Below are 19,706 nucleotides of genomic sequence, written 5' to 3'. Positions count from 1 at the left end.
GGAACTGCGTTAAATTCACTGCATCTATAGCAGTTCTTCTACCTTATGGGAAATGCCGTGTCACCTACTCCAGCAGTCCGGACCAGGCCGGATCGGAGGCAAAGGTGGGTGTTGTAATCTTACGCAGGTTCTGGCCCGTCACATCCATAGAGTAGAGCGCAGGGGCACCGCTTTCCCCTTGGGTTTCGCGAAAAAACATAATGACACGCCCGTTCGGAGACCATGTCGGCCCCTCATCAAGGAACGATCCGGTCAGCAGTTTTTCCTGGCTGCCATCTGTGCGCATCACACCAATGTGAAAGCGGCCGCCGCTGATATTGGTGAAGGCGATCAGATCACCGCGCGGAGACCAGACCGGCGTGCCGTATCGTCCGGGCCCGAAACTGATCCGCTTCGCCTCACCGCCGTTGGCGGGCATAACATAGATTTGCTGCCCGCCGCCCCGATCGCTTTCAAACACGATCTGGCTGCCGTCAGGACTAAAGCTTGGCGCGGTTTCAATGGCAGGAGAATTTGTCAGCTGGGTTTTCTGTCCGGTGGCAATATCAAACGTGTAAATATCCGAGTTGCCCCCGTTGCTGAGCGACATAATGACCTTGCGACCATCAGGGCTGAAACGGGGCGCAAAGGTCATGTCCTGACCGGCAGCGTCAAGGGCGCGCCGGGACAATGTATCCACATTCATCAGGAAGACCTGCGGCACACCGGTTTCATAGGTGGTATAGATAATTTCCCGCGCATTTGGTGAAAAACGCGGCGCGAGAACAATATCCTCGCTTCCGGTCAGATAACGCACATTGGCCCCGTCATAATCCATAACAGCAACCCGCTTTTTACGGTCGTTCTTGGGGCCTTCTTCAGCAATATAGGCCACGCGACTGTCAAAATAGGGGTCTTCACCGGTCAGGCGGCTGTAGATCACATCAGCGACCTTATGGCTCATCCGGCGCCAGCTCTGGCTGCTGGCCGCAAATTGCACGCCTTCCAGTTGCTCTTGCCCGAAGACATCAAACAGACGGAATTTAACAACCATCTGGTTGTTTTCGGTCAGGCTTACCGCCCCTGTCACCAGAGCCTGCGCATTGATCGCCTTCCAGTCTGAGAATTGGGCCGGTGCGTTGAAATTGGAGATGGTGCCGATATGGGCGCTGGCCGGAATGGCACGGAACAAACCCGTATTCACCAGATCGGCGGTTACAACATCCGTCAGTTGCTGGGCAAAGGACTGCGCGCCGGCGTTTTCTGCCACAAAGGTGGGGATCGCAATCGGCATCGGTTCGATCACACCTTCGGTAATCTCGATCCGCAGCGGCCCGTCACTTTGGGCCTGCCCCTGAAGCGGAGCTATTACCGCTGCTGCCAGTATACAGAGCTTCAAAAACTGTTTCATTATCTCACCGCCATGTTTTGGGGGTTAAAGACGACTTCGATTTGCCGCCATTGTTCGTATTTGTCTTGGGGCAGGCTGTAAGGCGCACAACGGATCAGGGCCCGCCGTCCTGCCTCATAGGCCTGCTGAACCAAACCCTGCGGAGTGCCGGATGGTTCAATCAATTTCGGATTTCCTACCAGTTTACCATCTTGCGACAGCTCAACCGACAGGGTCACAACCAGATCTGCAGCACCCTGCACACCAACCGGCGGCGCCCAGCATTGCTGCACGGCCAGCACCAAAGCCCCTTTTTCACGCCCTGTCAGGGGCGGTCCGCTCGGCTTGGCTGCGGCCTCTGCTGCGGCTTCGGCAGCGGCGGCTTTGACCGCCTCTTCAATGGCACGGGCTTGTGCTTCCTTAGCTGCCTTGTCTGCTGCTGCCTTATCGGTTGCCGCCTGTCTGGCCTGTTCCTGCTCTGCTGCCTTGCGGGCTGCATCCTTGGCAGCCTGCGCACGGGCGACAATATCCGAGGGCCGGCCTTTGGGCCGTGCGGATTTCACCGGAGCAGCCGAATTCGGGTCCTGCTCTGCTTCGGTCACGATCTCGGTCGTGCTTTCCTTTGGTGCAACTTCTTCTTTTGTCTCTTCGGGCTCGGCCGCTTCTTCGCTTGGTGTGGTGGACTCCACAGCTTCCGCGCCGGTTTGTGCATCTGTTGGCGGCTCGGGCGAGACCTTATTGTCGATTCGCGGTGCCGGGCGGGGTTTCGGCCGCAGCAACGCCAGACGGTCCGGCGAAACCTGACCGCTTGTGTCTGTATCGGAAACCTGAGCGTCCGGCGTAACGACTGTGTTGCCGGTTGCCTCCTGCGCTTGCTCTGCGGTCTCGGTGCTTTCCACTGCTGGCTCCGGTGGAGTTTCCACTACCGGCTCTGGGGGCGTGTCCGGCTCTGCCGCCTCTGCAAGATCAGGAGCTTCAGGCGGTGTATCGGTCTCTGGCGGTGTCTGGTTGTCCTGAACCGGCGGCTCTTCGACCGGTGTTTCCACTTGCGGCGCGTCCACTGTTTGCGACGGTTCTTCCTGTGGCGAAGGCAGGGACTGTGAAGGTTCGTCCAGCTGCGGGGACGGCGCGCTGGACATCAGACCGTCGAATTCCGCGCTCGTGATGATCGACACTTCGGAAATCTGGATTGCCTTGCTTTCGTCACTGTCAAACAGCGGGCCACCAAAGGCGGCCAGCCCCAACAGGATGCCATGCATTCCGATTGATATTTTGGTGCCGGTCTCCACGGAACGCCCCTACTGCTCCGCCGGGGCGTCGGTCCCGTCCAGACGCGGACCACCCGCATCCGTGACCAGCCCGATATTGCGGAACCCGCCTGCATTCAGCGCGCCCATGATTTCCATAACGCTGGCATAGGGCACCGCCCCGTCCGCGCGCAGGAACACTTTGTCGTCCTGACGCTCCGCTGCAATAGCCCGCATCTTGGCCACCAGATCGGCGCGATTGATTTCAGTGTTTTGCAGCATCAGCGTTCCATCCGCCGCAATCGCCAGCGCCAGAGGCTCTTCCTCCTCGGTCGGCAGGGGTTGTGCCGCAGTCTTGGGCAATTCGATCGGCACGCCAACGGTCAGCAACGGGGCAGCCACCATGAAAATGATCAGCAGTACCAGCATCACATCCACAAAGGGTGTCACGTTGATTTCCGCCATCGGCTTGCTTTTTCCGTGGCTGCGACGGCCCTTGCGACCGCCTCCGCCACCTCTGTCTACAACACCGGCCCCCATGATCAGCTATCCAACTGACGGGACAGGATTGTAGCGAACTCATCGGCGAAGCTGTCGAAACCGCTGATGATCCGGTCGGAATCCGTGCTCAGCTTGTTGTAAAAGATAACAGCTGGAATCGCAGCCAACAGGCCGAGCGCAGTTGCCACCAGCGCCTCTGCAATACCGGGCGCCACAACGGCGAGGTTGGTGTTCTGCTGGATCGCGATTTCCTCAAAGGCGTTCTTGATCCCCCAAACCGTACCGAACAAACCCACAAACGGGGCAATCGCGCCCACGGTTGCCAGAAAGGTCAGCCCGTTGTTCAGTTTCTCGCTCTCACGGTTGATGGCCACATCCATACTGCGATCAATCCGTGCCTGTGCACCGGCAATCAGATTGCCGTCACTGCGGTGGGAGCGCCGCCACTCCACCATACCGGCCGCAAAAATCCGTTCAGCTGCGCCGGAAGGCTCCGGCCCGAGCCGGTCAAACAACTCGTCCAGCGGATCACCCGACCAGAAGGCCCGATCGAATTTTTCCGATTCCCGACGGGCAATCCGGTAGTTGATGAACTTCTGGATAATGATCCCCCAGCTCCAGATGCTGGCAAAGATCAGGATCAGCATCACAAGCTTCACCGTGAGAGTTGCGCGAAGGAACAGCGCAAGCATCGAGAAGTCGACCTCCTGCACTGCGGCGAGTGTTTCAGTTTCCATGTGTCCGCCCGACTATGTTACGTCTTACATCCAAGACTGCCTGATGCCGCTGTTTGCCAACGGCGTGATTGTTGCAGTAAACATAATCAGGCGGCACGGAAAAAACCATATTTCATTGCAGGGTCGGCAGTGAAATGTACGTTACAGTCCCAGTTTTGCGCGAATTTCTGCCGGCAAACGCACAACGCGGCCCGCAGCATTCATGCAAATCACTGTAATTTTTGAGGAAAACAGCTTCTCCTCGCCCCGCATGACATCCTGCTCGAACAGCAGCTTGGCGCCGGACAATTGTTGCAGTTTTGTAGCAATGGTCAGGGCATCATCCAGTTTGGCAGGCCGCAGATAGGTCGCATCCACGTGTCGCACGGCAAAGACCAGCCCTTCCCCCTCTTTCAGGGCCATCTGGTCAAGCCCCGCCTCGCGCACCATGGTAGAGCGCGCTCGCTCGATAAACTTGAGATAATTGGCATAATAGACAATGCCGGCCAGATCCGTGTCCTCGTAATACACGCGGACCGGAAACTCATGCACCATCTTCGATATCCTGCACTAGTTTCGTTGCACGGGCCGACAGGCGCAGCGCGTGGCTCGGGTCTTCTGTAGCAGCGGGCATCATCGGATCATAGGCCGCACGGACGATGGCGGCATACTCCGGTTTTACGATGCACATATTGTTGCTTTTAATAATAGCGATGGGCGATTCCTCTGCAAAGGCCCCCTCTCCCCATGTCAGCAGGGACTGAAACGTCTCGCTGGTGCCAAGGGTTTGCAGCGACATCGCTTCGGTCGCCGCATCCACACGGATAAGCACAATGCAAAGCTGCACAGCCCCGTCCCTGTCAAATCCGAAAGACCGGTAGCGGCTCGCCCCCTGCTCCTCAAGCGAGGCCATCAGCCGGTCGAAATTCGGCAACAGCTTGTCCAGATTGGGCACTGCGGCCAGTTCGGACCAGCTCCGGCAAAAGAACCACATAAAGTTCGCGCCAAGTTCGGGATCGGTTTCCGCCAACACACCGCCGGTGATCCCTACCGTCTGGGCGATCGCCTCTTTCAGATGGGGCAAACTCTCGTCACCCACACCAAAGACGACAGGCGCCAGCGGCCTGCCCCAGCGGGCAAAGCGATAGGTGGTATCAGCGGCGGTAAACAAAGGGGCGGGGTTTTGCGTGATCGTGCTCATGCCAGCCCTTCTAGCGGATTCGAAATCCGGCTGCACCCTTCAATGTTCGCCAAATACTCACCCCCGAAATCCGCGCCGGCCCTAGCCGTCGAACAGCTCGCCCTGGGGTCCGCGCTTGGGCGCGTCCAGCCCCAGATGAGCCCATGCTTTAGCCGCCAGCATCCGGCCACGAGGCGTGCGCTGGATCAGACCCTGCTGCAACAGATAAGGTTCAATCACCTCTTCAATGGCATCCCGCGCCTCGCTCAGCGCGGCGCACATGGTTTCCACCCCGACCGGCCCGCCGGCAAAATTCTCGGCAATCATCCGCAAATAGCGCCGGTCCGCATTATCAAGCCCCAGATGATCCACTCCGAGCCGCGTCAACGACCGGTCCGCCAGTTGCTGCGTCACCGTTCCGTCACTCTCCACAACCGCAAAATCCACCACGCGGCGCAACAACCGCCCTGCGATGCGCGGCGTGCCTCGGGCGCGGCGGGCAATTTCCATCGCCCCGTCCGGCGTGGATTTCGCTCCCATCAGCCGTGCGCCGCGCTCCACAATGGAACACAGTTCCGGCACGGTATAAAATTCCAGCCGTGTCGGAATGCCGAACCTGTCCCGCAGGGGCGTTGTCAGAAGACCAAGTCGCGTCGTCGCCCCCACCAGCGTAAAGGGTTGTAAATCAATCCGAACAGTTCGCGCTGCCGGACCTTCCCCGATCACCAGATCCAGTTCAAAATCTTCCAGTGCAGGATAGAGCACTTCCTCCACCACGGGATTCAGCCGGTGGATCTCGTCAATGAACAACACATCCCGCGCATCCAAATTGGTCAGAATCGCCGCCAGATCGCCCGCTTTTGCCAGAACCGGCCCGCTGGTCATGCGAAAGTTCACGCCCAACTCGCGGCTGACAATCTGGGCAAGCGTGGTCTTGCCCAATCCGGGCGGACCATAAAACAATGTATGATCCATCGCCTGCCCGCGCATCTTGGCGCTTTCGATAAAGACCTTCAGGTTGGCCCGCGCTTCCGCCTGCCCCGTAAACTCGTCAAGCGTTTGGGGCCGCAACGCGCGGTCCATATCTTCGGGACGCGCATCAGGGCGCAGGGTTGGATCAGGCTCGCTCACAAAATCCACCAATCAAATACAGACATCATTTCAATGTTCCCCAAATACTCCCGCCGGAGGCACTCTTTTCCAACCGGCCTGCGTAACACGCGACTTAGGCTTTCGGTGCCAGCAACCGCAAGGCTGCCTTTATCAACGCACCGCTGTCCGCTTCGGGGGCATCACCGCCCGCCTGCGCGACTGCCATTGCGGCATCCCCGTGGCCGTAACCAAGGTTAACCAACGCCGAGAGCGCATCCGCCTGCGCGCCAGCAGAGGCTGCGCCTGCAGAGACGGCCGCAACTGGTGCAGCGGGTGCGTTTTTCGCCACTGGGGCTTCAATCACCACGGAATCATCAGCCTGCACCTGCTCGGACCCTTGCGCGCCCATGGCGATCACACTGGCCGCCTTGTCCTTCAGTTCCACGACAATGCGCTGTGCCAGCTTCGGCCCGACACCGGGCGCTGCCTTGACTGCGGCCACATCTCCAAGGGTGATCGCGCGGCTGACGCCCTCTACCCCCAGCGTTCCGGCGATTGCCAGTCCTACTTTGGCCCCAACCCCCTGCACACTGGTTAACAACCGGTGCCACTCCTTTTCCGCCAGCGTCAGAAAGCCGAAAAGTTGCAGATTGTCCTCGCGCACCAGAAGGTCTGTATAAAGAGCCACGACACCGCCCTTGGGAGGTACCGCCGTCAGGGTGCGTTCTGAACAATAGACCAGATAACCGACCCCCTGAACATCCACCAGAATGTGATCTGCTGCCTTATAGTCTACCCGACCTGTAATCTTGCCGATCATGCGGCCCCCTTTCGCGTCTCCGCTTTGGCCAGTGCCGCGTCGAGCCGCCCTGAAAACTGTGCGTGATGGGCGTGGCACAGGGCAATAGCCAGCGCATCCGCCGCATCCGGCCCGACCGGATCTACCCCGCCAAGCTGCATCTTCACCATATGAAGTACCTGCTTCTTATCCGCATGGCCGACACCGACCACGACCTTCTTCACTGCATTGGGCGCATATTCTGCCACCTCCAGCCCGAATTGCGCGGGAACCAGCAAACAGATCCCCCGCGCCTGACCCAGCTTCAGTGTTCCGGCACCGTCCTTGTTCACGAATGTATTTTCAACAGCCGAGGTCGTCGGCTGGTGGCGCCGGATCACATCCTCAAGCTGGCTGTGCAGGCTCAGCAACCGCTGTGCCAGTGGTCCGCCTGTGGTGGACTTGCAGATACCGTTGGCCACATGGGACACCCGTGTCCCTGCCACATCCACGATCCCCCAACCCAGATTGCGTAAGCCCGGATCAATCCCGATAACGCGCATAGCTGCCCTGCCTTGTCGCTGCTCTTGTTGTTATTTTCGCCAGTCGTAGCACGAAACGAGAACATCCGCCAAGCAGAATACGCGGGACACCGGAGAGATGATTCGCCTCCACTTTGCCCGCGCAGAACCCGCTGTGCGCTTTCGGGTGATGAAAAGTCGGTTTTGAACACCGCCCTGAAAAGCGACCTGTTGCCGGAAAGCCACGAAATCGGGCCCTGCGATGCGAACCGAAAAACATAGCAGAACTGTTACAAAACGGGGGGCGTTTCCACCTGTTCTAAAAACGACATTTTCCCGCAAAAACCAGCCCGATTCCGGCCTTCGTAATTCAAAAGCGACATCGCGATTCAGCTATGCAAAACAGGCAGTTCAGCTATGCGATTTTGACATTTGAATGCGCAGAAAACCCAACCTATCTGGGGCTCAAACGAACCGACGCGCTGCGTCATTCACTCATAAGGAAAGTTATCATGGCCCTGGCTCCCAACACATACGTGGCTCCTTTTGGTGCCATTGCAACACACACTGTGGTTGCACGTCTCGAAGCAGCATTTTCTGCATTCGTAGAGTGGAACACAAAGCGCAAAACCGTCAAAATCCTGTCCCAGCTGTCCGATCGTGAACTGAACGACATCGGCCTGATCCGTGGCGATCTTGACAACATCCCGACACGCTTCTGAGCGTAGGAACAAGGCAGCGCAATTTCCTCCCTGTTGTGCGCTGCCTTCCAGCGGCTTAGATGCCGTAACTGAAAAAGACCGCTGCCCTCCCTCAGCGGTCTTTTTTGCGTCCGGGGGGGTGCTGGCAACAAAAAAAGGGCGCACCCGATACTGGGCCGCCCTTCTAACAGGTCATGTGTGAACCGGCTTAAAGAAAGTTGCCTTCCACATAGTTGATTATCGGATCGCGGCGAAGCAGTTTCGCTGCAATCCTGGATCCGTCGGTACCAGAGGCAAGCTGTGCGACTTTGGCTTCATATCCCTGCGGGCCAAGTTCCTTTATCATCACGACCTTGGTGACAGTGACAGTGCCATAAAGCAGCACCATACACAGGGCCGTTCTTGCCAGAGGAATGTGAATCTTGCGGCGGGGGCGCCGCTGCCACTTGCGCCAGATTGTTGGATTGAAGTCCGGATCAACGCGGGCAATGCGCTTTTGAAAGGTTTTTAGATCCTCGGTCATGATACTCTTACCCCAAATACAGGCCAGCTACAGGTTACAAAACACACAGTCCAAAATACACTGGCTGAGTGTCGTGCAGTCTGCACCCCGTGCCCTTACACATTCGCAAATACACACGAACCAAATACTTTAATCGACGGGAAATCCGAGACTGTTTTGCCTCATCCGCGGCGATGCAAACTGCTTAGACAAAACTAGGCGTGAATTGGGGCAAAATCTGGGCAGATTAAGGCCGCTTTTGTAAACAGAGCGTTGACCATTCCCCAACAGTAAGATGGTCCACCAGATCAAAACCCTGAGCGTTATAGGCCGCTTTTACATCTTCGGCCTGTTCGTTCAGGATACCGGAGAGGATCACATATCCGTCTGCCTCACAGCTTTCCCCCATGTCCGGGGCCAAGGCAATTAGCGGCCCTTTCAATATGTTAGCAAATATTAGATCATAAGGAGCCTTTTCCCGCAGACGTGCGTGATCAAAGCCGGCGCATGTGACAATTTCCACACGACCGTCCAGATCGTTACAGGCTACGTTGGCTGCCGCCGTGTCTGTAGCGACTTCGTCGATGTCGCTCGCCAGCACGATTCCCTGCCATATTTTGGCAGCCGCCATCGCCAGAACAGCGGTGCCGCATCCCACATCCACCACATTTTTGCCCCGAAACCCTTTGGTGTCGAGATCATGAAGCGCCTGCAAGCACCCCTGCGTTGTACCGTGGTGGCCGGTACCAAAGGCCATTGCCGCCTCAATCAGCAAGGGCACACAATCCTGCGGCACCTGATCGGCGTCGTGGCTGCCGTAAAGGAAAAACCGTCCTGCACGGATCGGGGCCAGTTCGCGGCGCACATGGGCAACCCAATCGGTTTCCGGCAGTTCGGAAATAGCAAAGGGTTTCGCATCATGGGCCGCAGCAAGCAGGGACAGGGCAATATCGTCAGGTTGTTCGATGAAATAGGCGCCGACTTCCCATGTGCCGGAGCCGTCTTCCACTTCGAAGACGCCAACGCCGGTAGGTTCGGGGATCAGATCTTCACATGCCTCGGCGAGAGCTTCGGCGCGGGATTTGTCTCTGAGTGTGGTCAGGGCGGTAAATGTCGGCATTTTGCAGGCTCCAATCGTTGTGTTCCGATTAGGTAAGTGCAGGCGCATCGTCAAGCGTCATGCCCGAATGGCCTGCAAATCAGGCACTTCCGCCTGAACAGAAAAGACCGGACACAGTTTACTGCATCCGGTCTTTATCATTTCCAGTTAATATAGTCTCGGTGGTCAGGCACCGACGCCAATCGGACAGGTCACACCTGTTCCACCGATCCCGCAATAGCCCGCCGGATTTTTTGCCAGATACTGCTGGTGGTAATCCTCGGCATAATAGAATGTCGGCGCGGGCAGGATTTCGGTTGTGATCATCCCGAAGCCCTTTTCCCGCAATCTTGGCTGGAACGCCTCGCGGGAAGCCTCGGCCAATGCCTGCTGTTCCTCCGAGAACGTATAGATGCCGCTGCGATACTGGGTGCCCCGATCGTTCCCCTGCGCCATGCCCTGTGTCGGGTCGTGCCCTTCCCAGAATACTGTCAGCAGTTGTTCGTAGCTGATCACCGAAGGATCATAGATCACGCGCACAACTTCATTGTGGCCGGTCTGACCGGTGCATACTTCTTCGTAAGTGGCGTTCGGGGTCGATCCCCCTGCATAACCCACCATTGTGGACCAGACTCCATCAAGCTTCCAGAACAGGCGCTCCACACCCCAGAAACAACCCATGCCAAAGATTGCTTCCTCGAACCCGTCGGGGATCGGCCCTTTCAGCGGACGACCGTTTACAAAGTGCATTTCCGCAGTCGGCAGTTCATTCGCACGGCCCGGCAGGCAATCGGCAGGGGCAGGAATCGTAGTAGGTTTAGATGAAAACAGCATGGCAAATCTCCTCATGGGTTATAGCCAAGATAGTTGTGTGCAGGCGGAAATTCCAGCCGCCTGCACAGCCCCGTGATAATGCTCAGGCGTTTTCGGCCGGTTCCAGCTTGTCCTGTGTGCGGGTTTCAAAGTCCGACGCATCGTGGCGTTCGCGCAATTGTTCTTCCAGTGGACCAAAAGCCCGGTTCACCATGCGCCCCCGCTGAACGGCCGGACGGGCGGCAATAGCCTTTTGCCAGCGCTGGACGTTTTTATAGCTGTCTACCTGCAGGAATTCGCCCGCTTCGTAAATCTTGCCCTGCGCCAGCACACCGTACCACGCCCAGTTTGCCATATCCGCGATGGAATACTCGGCGCCGCCCAGATACTCGGACTCGCCCAGACGACGATCCAGAACATCCAGCTGCCGCTTCACTTCCATTGCGAAGCGGTTGATCGGGTATTCGAATTTTTCAGGTGCATAAGCATAGAAATGGCCAAAACCGCCACCGAGATAAGGCGCAGAGCCCATCTGCCAGAACAGCCATGACAGAGTTTCGGTCCGCGCTGCCGGATCGGTTGGCAGGAACGCCCCGAATTTTTCGGCCAGATACAGCAGGATCGCACCGCTTTCGAACACGCGCGTGGGTGTTTCAGTGGAATGATCCATCAGCGCCGGAATTTTGGAATTCGGGTTCACATCGACAAAACCACTGCCGAACTGGTCGCCATCGCCGATATTGATCAGCCACGCATCATATTCCGCACCAGTGTGGCCGGCTGCGAGCAGTTCTTCCAGCATGACCGTAACTTTTACCCCATTGGGTGTCGCCAGAGAGTAGAGCTGCAGGGGATGTTTCCCGACTTGCAGTTCCTTGTCATGGGTTGGCCCTGCGATCGGGCGGTTGATATTGGCAAACTTGCCGCCGCTTTCGGAATCCCATTCCCAGACTTTTGGCGGTACATATTCTTCAGACATAGTCACTTCCTTCAATTTCATGTTGGCGCTGAACCTAGTGTGACCCTTGGAGGAGAGCAAAGCCCAATTCCGCAGTGCAAGGTTTTGTGAACAAATTACCCTGCGGCGAGGGGCTGGGCGCGTTCCACAATTCGGGCGAGAACCGAAGCGCCCGTCGGGCTGGCCTCGTCGTTGAAATCGTATTTCGTGTGATGCAGATAGGCGCTGTCGCCGTTCCCTATATAGAAGTAGGCTCCGGGTACCTCTTCCAGCATATAAGAAAAATCCTCTGCGCCCATTGTCGGGGCGATGGCACGTGCAACACGGGTTTCCCCGACAACTTCGGCAGCGACATCGCAGGCAAAGTTGGTCTTTTCCGGACCGTTGATGGTGGCCGGATAGCCGTAGTTGTAATCAAGCCTTGCCGTTCCGCCCATCATCTCTGCAGTGCTGTGTATTATCGCTTTCATCCGTTCCACCACCAGCGCCTGCACATCCTTGTCGAATGTGCGCACAGTACCGGCCAGCATGGCTGTTTCGGGCACAACGTTATGGGTGGTTCCGGAATGGATCTGCGTCAGGGACAGCACCACTGTTTTGATCGGATCAACGTTGCGGGTCACGATGGACTGCAGGTTCTGGTACATATTCACTGCGATCATCACCGGATCGACAGATTCATGGGGGCTTGCCGCATGGCCGCCCGCGCCGGTGATATGGATTTCAAAGTCATCTGCGGCTGCAAGCAAGGGTCCGGTGCAGGTTTCTATGTTGCCGATCGGGGATTTGGGCAGGGAATGCTGCCCGTAGACCTGTGAAATATTGAACCGGTCTATCAGACCGTCTTCCACCATGAACCGCGCACCACCGGAGCCTTCTTCGCCGGGTTGGAAGATAAGCGCCACGCGCCCCGAAAACTTGCGGGTTTCAGCCAGATAACGGGCTGCGCCAAGCAGCATAGTGGTGTGCCCGTCATGACCACAGGCGTGCATCATGCCCTCAACCGTGCTGGCATAGGGCAGTCCGGTTTCCTCTGGCATGGGCAGCGCGTCCATATCCGCCCGCAGCCCGATGGTCGGCCCGTCGCCCTGCCCGTTGATGATTCCGACAACGCCACTGACGCCGATTTTTTCATGGATTTCATCGACGCCAAAGGCGCGCAGCTTTTCTGCAACAAACGCGGCGGTCTGGTGACAGTCCATGTCCAGTTCGGGATGGGCATGCAGATGCTGGCGCCATTCCTTCATGTCTTCAAAATATTCTGCAATGCGGTTGATCACGGCCATGGATTCTGGTCTCCTTTTGGGCGGACTATCAGGAACCCCGAAGCATGAGTAAAGACCAATCCGCCTCCCAATCCCTTTGTCTTGATCCGAACGGCGGCCTTCCGCGTCTGCTGGAAATCATGGCCCGTCTGCGTGACCCTGAAACGGGGTGCCCTTGGGACATCGAACAGGATTATGGCTCTATCGCGCCCTATACCATCGAAGAAGCCTATGAAGTTGCTGACGCCATCGCGCTCGGGGATATGACAGAGCTGGAGGGGGAGCTGGGCGATCTGCTGTTGCAGGTGGTCTATTATACCCAGATGGGGGCGGAGGACGGGCATTTTACCTTTGAATCCGTCACCAAAAAGATTGCCGACAAGATGATCCACCGGCACCCCCATGTGTTCGGCGATGAAAGCCGTGACAAATCCGCAGCGCAGCAAACCGCCGACTGGGAAAAGATCAAAGCGGCGGAACGGGCGGACAAAGGACAGACCAAGACCCGCACGCTGGACGGGATCGCAGGCAATCTGCCGGCGCTGACCCGTGCGGTAAAGCTGCAAAAACGTGCCGCGCGTGTGGGGTTTGACTGGCCGGAGACGACTCAGGTGCTCGACAAAATTACCGAAGAAGCGCGCGAACTGGTCGAAGCGGTGGACACCCTTCCCCGCGACAAACAGGTCGAAGAATTCGGGGATTTAATGTTCGTCATGGCCAATCTGGCGCGGCACCTGCAAATTGATCCCGAAGAGGCGCTGCGCAGCGCCAACCGCAAGTTCACCCGCCGGTTCGAATATATCGAGGACGCGCTGGAAGACGCAGGCAAGACGCCACAGGACTCTGATCTGGATGAAATGGACGGACTGTGGAATGCGGCCAAGGCAGCAGAGCGCGCAGGAACTTAGAACAGCCGCGCAAAGAACACCGCGCTCATGCTGAGGCCGACAAGAATGACAATGGCGCGCACCACGGCTTTGGGCAGGATTCGCGCGACCGGCGCACCGGCATATCCCCCGATAGTCGCCGCCACCATCATCACAATGGCTTGGGGCCACTCTACCAGCCCGCTGATCGCAAAGGCAGCCACCGAGATTGCGGAAAGTGCAAAAGACAGTCCGTTTTTCAGCCCGTTCATCTCGTGAATGTTGGTCATCCCCCAAAGCGAGAATAACGCCAGCAGCACAATCCCCAGACCGCCGTTGAAATATCCGCCATAGATGCTGACCAGAAACAGTCCTGCCGCACCGAAAGGTGTCACCGCGCGGGCCTTGCGGGCGGCCCAGTCGCGGATGGCATCCCCGAACCAGAAAGCCAGCGTCGCAACAAGCAGCAGGAAGGGCACAACAACGGCGAAAGCCTCGTTTGAGGAAACCACCAGCAGCAGCGCCCCGACCAAGCCACCAGCCAGTGTGATCACCGTCAACCGTACCATCTGACGCCGGTTAAATGCCTTTAACTCATCCTTGAAGCCAACTGCACCTGCCAGATACCCCGGAAACACCGCCACCGCTGAAGTTGCATTGGCAACAACAGGAGGAACGCCGGTAAAGGCCAGTGCCGGAAACGTCAGAAATGTGCCACCACCGGCTATGGTGTTCAGGACGCCAGCCCCGAAGGCTGCAATGATAAGGAGGATATAATCAGTCATGGCGCATGCTTAGCCCCAAATCAGGCAGCGCACCACAAAAATTGCCTCAAAATTGTGCAGTACAGGTGCGGCAAATAAATTCTGACCAATTCAGTCACCCATTGACCCGACTATTTTAGTCGTATTAAGAGAGGGCGACCGAAACTTACACAGGATTCGCACCTATGAGATTTATCAGCGCCATCGCAGCCGCCGCTGCCACTTTGACAAGCGCCCCCGCATTCGCCGACGTTACCGTCTATTCTTATCGCCAGCCTGAACTGGTTTCGCCTCTGCTGGACGCGTTCACCAAGGAAACCGGTGTTGAGACGAACCTCGTGTTCCTGAACAAAGGTATGATCGAAAAACTGCAAGCTGAGGGCGACCGCTCTCCTGCAGATCTGGTGATGACTGTTGATATTTCTCGTCTGCAAGCGCTGGTAGATGCAGGCGTGACACAGCCGGTCCACTCGGACACGCTGGATGCGAACATCCCTGCAGAATTCCGCCACGCGAACGGCGAATGGTTCGGCCTGACATCCCGTGCGCGGATCGTCTATGCCTCCAAGGATCGGGTAAAAGACGGTGAAATCACCACTTACGAAGATCTGGCCTCCGACAAATGGGAAGGCCGAATCTGTATCCGCTCCGGCACCAACGCCTATAACCTTGCGCTGATCTCTGCGATGATTGCCCATCACGGTGAAGAAGAGACCAAAACATGGCTGGAAGGCATCAAATCCAATCTGGCGCGCAAACCTTCGGGCAATGACCGCGGTCAGGTAAAAGCGATCCACGCCGGTGAATGTGATATTTCGCTCGGCAACACCTATTACATGCAGAAGATGCTGGAAGAGCCCGAGCAAAAAGCATGGGCCGAATCCGTGCGCATCGTTTTCCCGAAATTTGAAGACGGTGGTACTCACGTGAACCTGTCCGGTGTCGCGCTGACCAAAGCAGCTCCGAACAAGGAAGAAGCAATCAAGCTGATGGAATGGCTTTCTTCTGACACAGCACAGGAAATCTACGCCCAAGTGAACGGGGAATACCCGTTGAAAGAGGGTACTGAAGCTTCCGATCTGGTGAAAAGCTGGGGCAGCTTCACTCCGGACGACAAACCGCTGGACGAAATCGCAAAGCTGCGTCCGACTTCTTTGAAGTTGGTCGAAACGGTTGATTTCGACGGCTAAGCCCGCACGATACCGACAACAGTTGGAAAGCGTCCCTTTTTATTAAGGGGCGCTTTTTCTTTTTCCGCGCCTGCGGGCAAGCTCGCGGTATAGCGCAGGAGGTGAAACACCGATCTGCTCCGCCACTGTGATCCACTCCCCTTTGGATGGTTCACCGTAAAAACCCAGCCATGCGTCCAGCCGGTCTGCAACACGGCGCAGCCGCAGGATTTCAATCCTTGCCCGCAAGACCTGCACTTCTCTCGCATGTGTTTCGATCAGGCTCAGTGCGATTGCGCGGCTGTCACCTAGCGAAGTCAAAAAATCACTACGCTTCACACAGGCGACAGTCGCGTCGGATCGCACAACTGCATCACAATGATATTTGTCAGAAAACAACGATGCCTCTGCGAGCGCCATACCACCAGTGGCCGTATGGAGGGTAAGAAAGCCGCCGTCGGCCGTCGAACGTTCAAGGGCTACAGTGCCTGACCGAACCAGATACATATTCTGAACAGGGTCATCGCGACGGAAAACCACTGCCCCGCGGGCCATATCACGCAGGGGGGCGCCTTCAAAAAGATGCATCCATTCAGACATGATATAGATCATACAGGTAATTCACGCAGTTCGGATAGACTGCTGGGGCAACTACGCGAGGAAAGTGAACATGCGGATGAAAATGATACTTGCAACAATTGCGTGGGTCGGCGGCGCTACATTCACTTTGGCGCAGACAGATCATTCCGGTCATACCGGTGATATGAACCATTCTTTGAGTACAGACAGCAGCCCCAACACCCGCACACAATTATCCGAGCCCGGACAGGGCGCCTTTGCAGCTCTCTCTGAGATTGTGCGCGTTCTGGAGTCTGATCCGGATACCGACTGGTCCAAAGTTGATCTGGCAGGCGTCAGGGCACATTTGGTCGATATGGACCGGTTGATCTCTGAAGCCATTGTTACAGAAACCAGTTTGGAGGATGGGATTCACGCCTCTGCAACGGGTAATGCAGAAACGATCGCCGCGCTCCGGCGCATGGTGCCCGCCCACGCGGCAGAGCTTGCCCGAGACGACCGATGGTCGATCACGGTGGATCAAGGGAATGATGGTATCGAATTGCGCGTGACAGCCGATCATCCCGCTACCATTGCACGGATCAAAGGGCTCGGCTTCTTCGGGCTGATGGCAAGTCAGGATCACCATCGCGCCCATCACCTGATGCTGGCATTGGGTCAAAACGCCCATAATCCTTGATCGCCAGCACGCCTGAAAGCGCCCTGCCGCGAAATCGACGAGGGATTTCCTAACTGTATCGTTTTTCGTAAAGGGGCGCTTTTTCTTTTCGGGTGGCTGCTCTAAAGCTATGGCATGACACGTAAAATCATAATTGACACAGACCCGGGACAGGATGATGCGGTTGCCATCCTGCTCGCGCTCGCCAGTCCCGAGCTGGAAGTTCTGGGGATCACAGCAGTGGCAGGGAATGTTCCTCTTGCGCTGACCGAACTCAATACACGCAAAATCGTGGAACTGGCCGGACGACCCGATATTCCGGTGTTTGCAGGTTGCGATGCACCGCTGGACCGTCCGCTGGTCACTGCCGAGCATGTCCACGGGCGCACAGGGCTGGACGGGCCGACCCTGCCCGAGCCCCAGATCCCCTTGCAGGACAAACACGGGGTGGATTTCATCATCGATACCTTGCGGGGCACAAAAGAGGTCACGCTCTGTCCGCTGGGACCGCTGACAAATATCGCAGCCGCCCTGACGCAGGCGCCCGAGATCAAAGACAACATCCGCGAGATCGTTTTGATGGGGGGCGGCTTCTTTGAAGGGGGCAACATCACGCCTGCTGCAGAATTCAACATCTATGTGGACCCGACCGCGGCCGATATTGTACTGCGCTCCGGCGTTCCGGTTACAATGCTGCCGCTTGACTGCACTCATCAGGCGTTAACGACCGCGCCGCGCGTTGCAGCCTTTCGCGCCTTGCCCAACCGCGCCGGCCCTGTCGTGGCGGAGCTGACAGATTTCTTCGAGCGTTACGACAAGGAGAAATACGGCTCAGACGGTGCACCGCTGCATGATCCATGCGTGATCGCCTATCTTCTGCGCCCTGATCTGTTTCACAGCCGCCTGATCAATGTCGAGGTGGAAACCATTTCTAAACTGACCCTCGGGGCTATTGTTGCGGACTGGTGGCGGGTAACCGACCGTCCGGCAAATGTGAACTACGTAAAAGATGTAGACGCCGACGGTTTTTTTGAACTGCTTGTCGAACGGATCGGCACGCTCTGATTACAGGTTCTGAGCAGGGAGCGCCTGCTCAGAACGACTGTTTGCGCGGTTTATGGTTGATCAACACAATTCCCGCGCTCACCAGAACAAGAGCGGCCACGATCCAGATCGTGATCGTTTCTCCCAGCATCAACCATCCCAGCAAAACGCCAAAGAGCGGCGCGAGAAAACCGAAACTGGCCATTTCAGACGCGGGGTATTTCGACAGCACCCAGAACCATGTGGAAAAGCCGAATCCCACCACTACAACCGACTGGAATGCCAGCACGCCCCAGTGAAGCGGTTGCAGGTCACGGATCTGGTCCCCGATCAGGAAGGCGGCAGGGATCAATACAATGGCCGAAACCACAAGCTGGTAGAGCAGCTGCATCTCTGGCACAGAGCGGTTGAGCGGGGTGACGCGGGCAACAATCCCGATACAGGCCCAGATCATCGCCCCTGCAATGCAGAATATATCACCGAGCAGCTCGTTCTCGCCGCCTTCACGTCCCCACATTGCCACAACCACACCGCTGACCGCCACCACAAGCCCGATGACCTTGTTGCGGGTCAGGCTTTCTTCGCGGATCATGAAATGGGCGCCGAGGGTCATCCAGACCGGCATGGTGTAAAAGAGAACGGACACCCGCGCGACAGAGGAATAGTCCAGCGCAAGGAACAGCATCAGGAATTCCAGTGCGAACAGAATACCGGTGAATATCCCCCAACCAAAGCTTCCATCCCGAAGGCTAAGCCTGCGGCGCAGCAACAATGCGAGTATAAGGACCGGAAGCACCGCCATTGCGCTGCGCAATCCGGCCTGCAGCGCGGGGTGCATTCCTTGCGCAACGATCTTGACCAGCACCTGATTGAGCCCGAGCAACAGCGAGACGCCGACCAGCAGGCTGGCGCCGAGTGCATCGACACGATCTTTCTTTTCCACGTGAACCCTCCCCGCGATAAATCCCTCGCGTCAGGAGGCACCTCATCACGCTCTGAGTCGCTTGGCAATTCGCAAAGGACACGAATCTTTTTCAAGAGCCCGTTACGGGTGAAAACGTCCCGTCACTTACTGTGATCACAAAACCCCAGGCCCTTCGTGCAAACCTTGCGCAAATAACTGGCAGAGCAGTTCAGGTTTGCACCGTGGCGGCGCAATCATAGTCCAACAGCCTTATTTTCAAGGAAAAGTGCCTTTCCATTTGTGCATACCCCCTTTGCGCAGAGATGCGTTGTATCCAAGTGGGGGAATTCATATTGTTGCATTGCAGCAAGAAATTCTGCGCTGCAGCAAAACGAAGGAAAGTCGAAATGTCGATCTCTAGCACACACAATGGCACAGCACTCGGCGACCTGAAAATTAAGTTCGCCTCTGCGTTTCAAAAAACCGCCGAGAGCTGGAACACGTACCGCCGCAAACGTCAGGCGTACGCAACAACTTTTGCCGAGCTTGCAGGCCTCTCTGCCCGCGATCTCGCAGACCTCGGGTTTTCCCGTGGTGACATCAGACGGGTCGCTCGCGAAGCGGCAGAAATGGTATAAAACAATGAAAACGATCACATACGAAAACATCTCTGAATCCGGCCTTGCAGCCGTACGGACACGCGCCTTTGAAGCAATCGCTTCCGGTTTCAGCGTTCTGAAAGCGCGGGCATCCGCGTCCCTGCAAAGCGTACAAACTGCCCGGATGATCTCTGCCCTTCAAGGCATGAGCAACGAGCAACTGGAACAAATCGGCGTGAAACGCGCTGACATTCCAGCCTACGCACACCAGTTGGTTGTAGAAGAGAACTAATACCTGCCTTTCAGGTGCATGATACAAAACGGTCGTTCCTCCCAGATCCCGTTTCGTAAAGACACCGGTCCCTCTATCCTCCTCCCAGA

24 protein-coding genes are annotated in these 19,706 nt (G+C 57.0%); 7 read left to right on the top strand and 17 right to left on the bottom strand.

Features of this window, described 5'->3' with window-relative positions; translation table 11 throughout:
* Window positions 1-64 precede the first annotated feature (64 nt).
* From tolB to ruvC, 9 genes are all read right to left on the bottom strand, one after another.
* On the bottom strand, window positions 65-1,390 hold the full coding sequence (gene tolB / locus C0U40_RS04255; protein ID WP_101654468.1) for a Tol-Pal system beta propeller repeat protein TolB: 1,326 nt from the start codon (window positions 1,388-1,390) through the stop codon (window positions 65-67).
* Window positions 1,390-2,658 carry a hypothetical protein gene (locus C0U40_RS04250; protein WP_101654467.1) on the bottom strand — a complete coding sequence of 423 codons (1,269 nt, stop codon included), beginning with the start codon at window positions 2,656-2,658 and terminating at the stop codon, window positions 1,390-1,392. The genes tolB and C0U40_RS04250 overlap by 1 nt, the downstream gene beginning before the upstream one ends.
* A gap of 9 nt (window positions 2,659-2,667) precedes the next feature.
* On the bottom strand, window positions 2,668-3,156 hold the full coding sequence (gene tolR, locus C0U40_RS04245; RefSeq protein WP_101654466.1) for a protein TolR: 489 nt from the start codon (window positions 3,154-3,156) through the stop codon (window positions 2,668-2,670).
* A 2-nt stretch (window positions 3,157-3,158) separates the two neighbouring features.
* Window positions 3,159-3,854, bottom strand: a complete 696-nt coding sequence (gene tolQ / locus C0U40_RS04240; RefSeq protein ID WP_101654465.1) for a protein TolQ — start codon at window positions 3,852-3,854, stop codon at window positions 3,159-3,161.
* A 141-nt stretch (window positions 3,855-3,995) separates the two neighbouring features.
* Window positions 3,996-4,388: a tol-pal system-associated acyl-CoA thioesterase gene (gene ybgC / locus C0U40_RS04235; protein WP_101654464.1), complete on the bottom strand. Its 393-nt coding sequence runs from the start codon at window positions 4,386-4,388 to the stop codon at window positions 3,996-3,998.
* Window positions 4,378-5,034, bottom strand: a complete 657-nt coding sequence (locus tag C0U40_RS04230; RefSeq protein WP_101654463.1) for a hypothetical protein — start codon at window positions 5,032-5,034, stop codon at window positions 4,378-4,380. Before C0U40_RS04230 ends, ybgC begins: the two co-directional genes overlap by 11 nt.
* 81 nt (window positions 5,035-5,115) lie before the next feature.
* Window positions 5,116-6,144 (bottom strand): Holliday junction branch migration DNA helicase RuvB, encoded by a 1,029-nt coding sequence (ruvB, locus tag C0U40_RS04225; protein WP_180957614.1) that lies wholly within the window; start codon window positions 6,142-6,144, stop codon window positions 5,116-5,118.
* 94 nt (window positions 6,145-6,238) lie between these two features.
* Window positions 6,239-6,925, bottom strand: a complete 687-nt coding sequence (ruvA, locus tag C0U40_RS04220) for a Holliday junction branch migration protein RuvA (protein WP_101654461.1) — start codon at window positions 6,923-6,925, stop codon at window positions 6,239-6,241.
* Window positions 6,922-7,446, bottom strand: a complete 525-nt coding sequence (ruvC, locus tag C0U40_RS04215; protein ID WP_101654460.1) for a crossover junction endodeoxyribonuclease RuvC — start codon at window positions 7,444-7,446, stop codon at window positions 6,922-6,924. The genes ruvA and ruvC overlap by 4 nt, the downstream gene beginning before the upstream one ends.
* 470 nt (window positions 7,447-7,916) lie before the next feature.
* Between ruvC and C0U40_RS04210 the strand changes: the two genes are divergently transcribed.
* Window positions 7,917-8,126 carry a DUF1127 domain-containing protein gene (locus C0U40_RS04210; RefSeq protein WP_101654819.1) on the top strand — a complete coding sequence of 70 codons (210 nt, stop codon included), beginning with the start codon at window positions 7,917-7,919 and terminating at the stop codon, window positions 8,124-8,126.
* Window positions 8,127-8,313: 187 nt separating this feature from the next.
* Here the strand turns inward: C0U40_RS04210 and C0U40_RS04205 are convergent, their stop codons facing one another.
* The 5 genes from C0U40_RS04205 to C0U40_RS04185 form a co-directional block, all read right to left on the bottom strand.
* On the bottom strand, window positions 8,314-8,628 hold the full coding sequence (locus tag C0U40_RS04205) for a hypothetical protein (RefSeq protein WP_101654459.1): 315 nt from the start codon (window positions 8,626-8,628) through the stop codon (window positions 8,314-8,316).
* A 226-nt stretch (window positions 8,629-8,854) separates the two neighbouring features.
* Window positions 8,855-9,727 (bottom strand): 50S ribosomal protein L11 methyltransferase, encoded by an 873-nt coding sequence (locus C0U40_RS04200; RefSeq protein ID WP_101654458.1) that lies wholly within the window; start codon window positions 9,725-9,727, stop codon window positions 8,855-8,857.
* Between the two features lie 165 nt (window positions 9,728-9,892).
* On the bottom strand, window positions 9,893-10,540 hold the full coding sequence (gene msrA, locus C0U40_RS04195; protein ID WP_101654457.1) for a peptide-methionine (S)-S-oxide reductase MsrA: 648 nt from the start codon (window positions 10,538-10,540) through the stop codon (window positions 9,893-9,895).
* An 82-nt stretch (window positions 10,541-10,622) separates the two neighbouring features.
* Window positions 10,623-11,498, bottom strand: coding sequence for a glutathione-dependent disulfide-bond oxidoreductase (gene yghU, locus C0U40_RS04190; RefSeq protein WP_101654456.1), 876 nt, complete (start codon window positions 11,496-11,498; stop codon window positions 10,623-10,625).
* 95 nt (window positions 11,499-11,593) lie between these two features.
* On the bottom strand, window positions 11,594-12,763 hold the full coding sequence (locus C0U40_RS04185; RefSeq protein ID WP_101654455.1) for a M20 aminoacylase family protein: 1,170 nt from the start codon (window positions 12,761-12,763) through the stop codon (window positions 11,594-11,596).
* A gap of 44 nt (window positions 12,764-12,807) precedes the next feature.
* Between C0U40_RS04185 and mazG the strand changes: the two genes are divergently transcribed.
* A complete protein-coding gene (gene mazG, locus C0U40_RS04180) occupies window positions 12,808-13,650 on the top strand; it encodes a nucleoside triphosphate pyrophosphohydrolase (RefSeq protein ID WP_101654454.1) in 843 nt (280 codons plus the stop codon).
* Here the strand turns inward: mazG and C0U40_RS04175 are convergent.
* On the bottom strand, window positions 13,647-14,393 hold the full coding sequence (locus tag C0U40_RS04175) for a sulfite exporter TauE/SafE family protein (protein WP_101654453.1): 747 nt from the start codon (window positions 14,391-14,393) through the stop codon (window positions 13,647-13,649). The two genes, mazG and C0U40_RS04175, sit on opposite strands and share 4 nt — an antisense overlap.
* Window positions 14,394-14,557: 164 nt before the next feature.
* Here C0U40_RS04175 and C0U40_RS04170 point away from each other — a divergent pair, with 164 nt between their 5' ends.
* Window positions 14,558-15,562 (top strand): Fe(3+) ABC transporter substrate-binding protein, encoded by a 1,005-nt coding sequence (locus C0U40_RS04170; protein WP_101654452.1) that lies wholly within the window; start codon window positions 14,558-14,560, stop codon window positions 15,560-15,562.
* A 42-nt stretch (window positions 15,563-15,604) separates the two neighbouring features.
* Here C0U40_RS04170 and C0U40_RS04165 read toward each other — a convergent pair whose 3' ends face one another.
* The gene (locus C0U40_RS04165; RefSeq protein ID WP_180957613.1) at window positions 15,605-16,141 is read right to left on the bottom strand and encodes a Crp/Fnr family transcriptional regulator; all 537 of its coding nucleotides are present in this window, start codon (window positions 16,139-16,141) and stop codon (window positions 15,605-15,607) included.
* Between the two features lie 76 nt (window positions 16,142-16,217).
* On the opposite strand from C0U40_RS04165, the gene C0U40_RS04160 reads away from it, so the two are divergent.
* On the top strand, window positions 16,218-16,799 hold the full coding sequence (locus C0U40_RS04160; RefSeq protein ID WP_145991881.1) for a hypothetical protein: 582 nt from the start codon (window positions 16,218-16,220) through the stop codon (window positions 16,797-16,799).
* Window positions 16,800-16,913: 114 nt separating this feature from the next.
* Window positions 16,914-17,843: a nucleoside hydrolase gene (locus tag C0U40_RS04155; RefSeq protein WP_101654449.1), complete on the top strand. Its 930-nt coding sequence runs from the start codon at window positions 16,914-16,916 to the stop codon at window positions 17,841-17,843.
* A gap of 28 nt (window positions 17,844-17,871) precedes the next feature.
* Here C0U40_RS04155 and C0U40_RS04150 read toward each other — a convergent pair whose 3' ends face one another.
* Window positions 17,872-18,765, bottom strand: a complete 894-nt coding sequence (locus tag C0U40_RS04150) for a DMT family transporter (protein WP_101654448.1) — start codon at window positions 18,763-18,765, stop codon at window positions 17,872-17,874.
* A gap of 368 nt (window positions 18,766-19,133) precedes the next feature.
* Between C0U40_RS04150 and C0U40_RS04145 the strand changes: the two genes are divergently transcribed.
* Both C0U40_RS04145 and C0U40_RS04140 read left to right on the top strand, forming a co-directional pair.
* Window positions 19,134-19,364 carry a DUF1127 domain-containing protein gene (locus C0U40_RS04145; protein WP_101654447.1) on the top strand — a complete coding sequence of 77 codons (231 nt, stop codon included), beginning with the start codon at window positions 19,134-19,136 and terminating at the stop codon, window positions 19,362-19,364.
* A 4-nt stretch (window positions 19,365-19,368) separates the two neighbouring features.
* A complete protein-coding gene (locus tag C0U40_RS04140; RefSeq protein WP_101654446.1) occupies window positions 19,369-19,617 on the top strand; it encodes a DUF1127 domain-containing protein in 249 nt (82 codons plus the stop codon).
* The last annotated feature ends 89 nt before the right edge of the window (window positions 19,618-19,706 follow it).

The organism is Neptunicoccus cionae, assembly GCF_002860325.1.
Taxonomy (GTDB): Bacteria; Pseudomonadota; Alphaproteobacteria; order Rhodobacterales; family Rhodobacteraceae; genus Amylibacter; species Amylibacter lutimaris.
Note: the sequence above shows the minus strand (reverse complement) of the source record. Positions and strands in the feature narration are given on the sequence as shown.

Coding starts and splice junctions, on each gene's coding strand:
- C0U40_RS04170 (WP_101654452.1), top strand. CDS start 14,558: ATGAGATTTATCAGCGCCATCGCAGCCGCCGCTGCCACTTTGACAAGC.
- C0U40_RS04200 (WP_101654458.1), bottom strand. CDS start 9,727: ATGCCGACATTTACCGCCCTGACCACACTCAGAGACAAATCCCGCGCC.
- tolQ (WP_101654465.1), bottom strand. CDS start 3,854: ATGGAAACTGAAACACTCGCCGCAGTGCAGGAGGTCGACTTCTCGATG.
- C0U40_RS04210 (WP_101654819.1), top strand. CDS start 7,917: ATGGCCCTGGCTCCCAACACATACGTGGCTCCTTTTGGTGCCATTGCA.
- C0U40_RS04140 (WP_101654446.1), top strand. CDS start 19,369: ATGAAAACGATCACATACGAAAACATCTCTGAATCCGGCCTTGCAGCC.
- tolR (WP_101654466.1), bottom strand. CDS start 3,156: ATGGGGGCCGGTGTTGTAGACAGAGGTGGCGGAGGCGGTCGCAAGGGC.
- msrA (WP_101654457.1), bottom strand. CDS start 10,540: ATGCTGTTTTCATCTAAACCTACTACGATTCCTGCCCCTGCCGATTGC.
- mazG (WP_101654454.1), top strand. CDS start 12,808: ATGAGTAAAGACCAATCCGCCTCCCAATCCCTTTGTCTTGATCCGAAC.
- yghU (WP_101654456.1), bottom strand. CDS start 11,498: ATGTCTGAAGAATATGTACCGCCAAAAGTCTGGGAATGGGATTCCGAA.
- C0U40_RS04155 (WP_101654449.1), top strand. CDS start 16,914: ATGACACGTAAAATCATAATTGACACAGACCCGGGACAGGATGATGCG.
- C0U40_RS04160 (WP_145991881.1), top strand. CDS start 16,218: ATGAAAATGATACTTGCAACAATTGCGTGGGTCGGCGGCGCTACATTC.
- ruvC (WP_101654460.1), bottom strand. CDS start 7,446: ATGCGCGTTATCGGGATTGATCCGGGCTTACGCAATCTGGGTTGGGGG.
- C0U40_RS04145 (WP_101654447.1), top strand. CDS start 19,134: ATGTCGATCTCTAGCACACACAATGGCACAGCACTCGGCGACCTGAAA.
- tolB (WP_101654468.1), bottom strand. CDS start 1,390: ATGAAACAGTTTTTGAAGCTCTGTATACTGGCAGCAGCGGTAATAGCT.
- C0U40_RS04230 (WP_101654463.1), bottom strand. CDS start 5,034: ATGAGCACGATCACGCAAAACCCCGCCCCTTTGTTTACCGCCGCTGAT.
- ruvA (WP_101654461.1), bottom strand. CDS start 6,925: ATGATCGGCAAGATTACAGGTCGGGTAGACTATAAGGCAGCAGATCAC.
- C0U40_RS04205 (WP_101654459.1), bottom strand. CDS start 8,628: ATGACCGAGGATCTAAAAACCTTTCAAAAGCGCATTGCCCGCGTTGAT.
- C0U40_RS04165 (WP_180957613.1), bottom strand. CDS start 16,141: ATGTCTGAATGGATGCATCTTTTTGAAGGCGCCCCCCTGCGTGATATG.
- C0U40_RS04175 (WP_101654453.1), bottom strand. CDS start 14,393: ATGACTGATTATATCCTCCTTATCATTGCAGCCTTCGGGGCTGGCGTC.
- ybgC (WP_101654464.1), bottom strand. CDS start 4,388: ATGGTGCATGAGTTTCCGGTCCGCGTGTATTACGAGGACACGGATCTG.
- C0U40_RS04185 (WP_101654455.1), bottom strand. CDS start 12,763: ATGGCCGTGATCAACCGCATTGCAGAATATTTTGAAGACATGAAGGAA.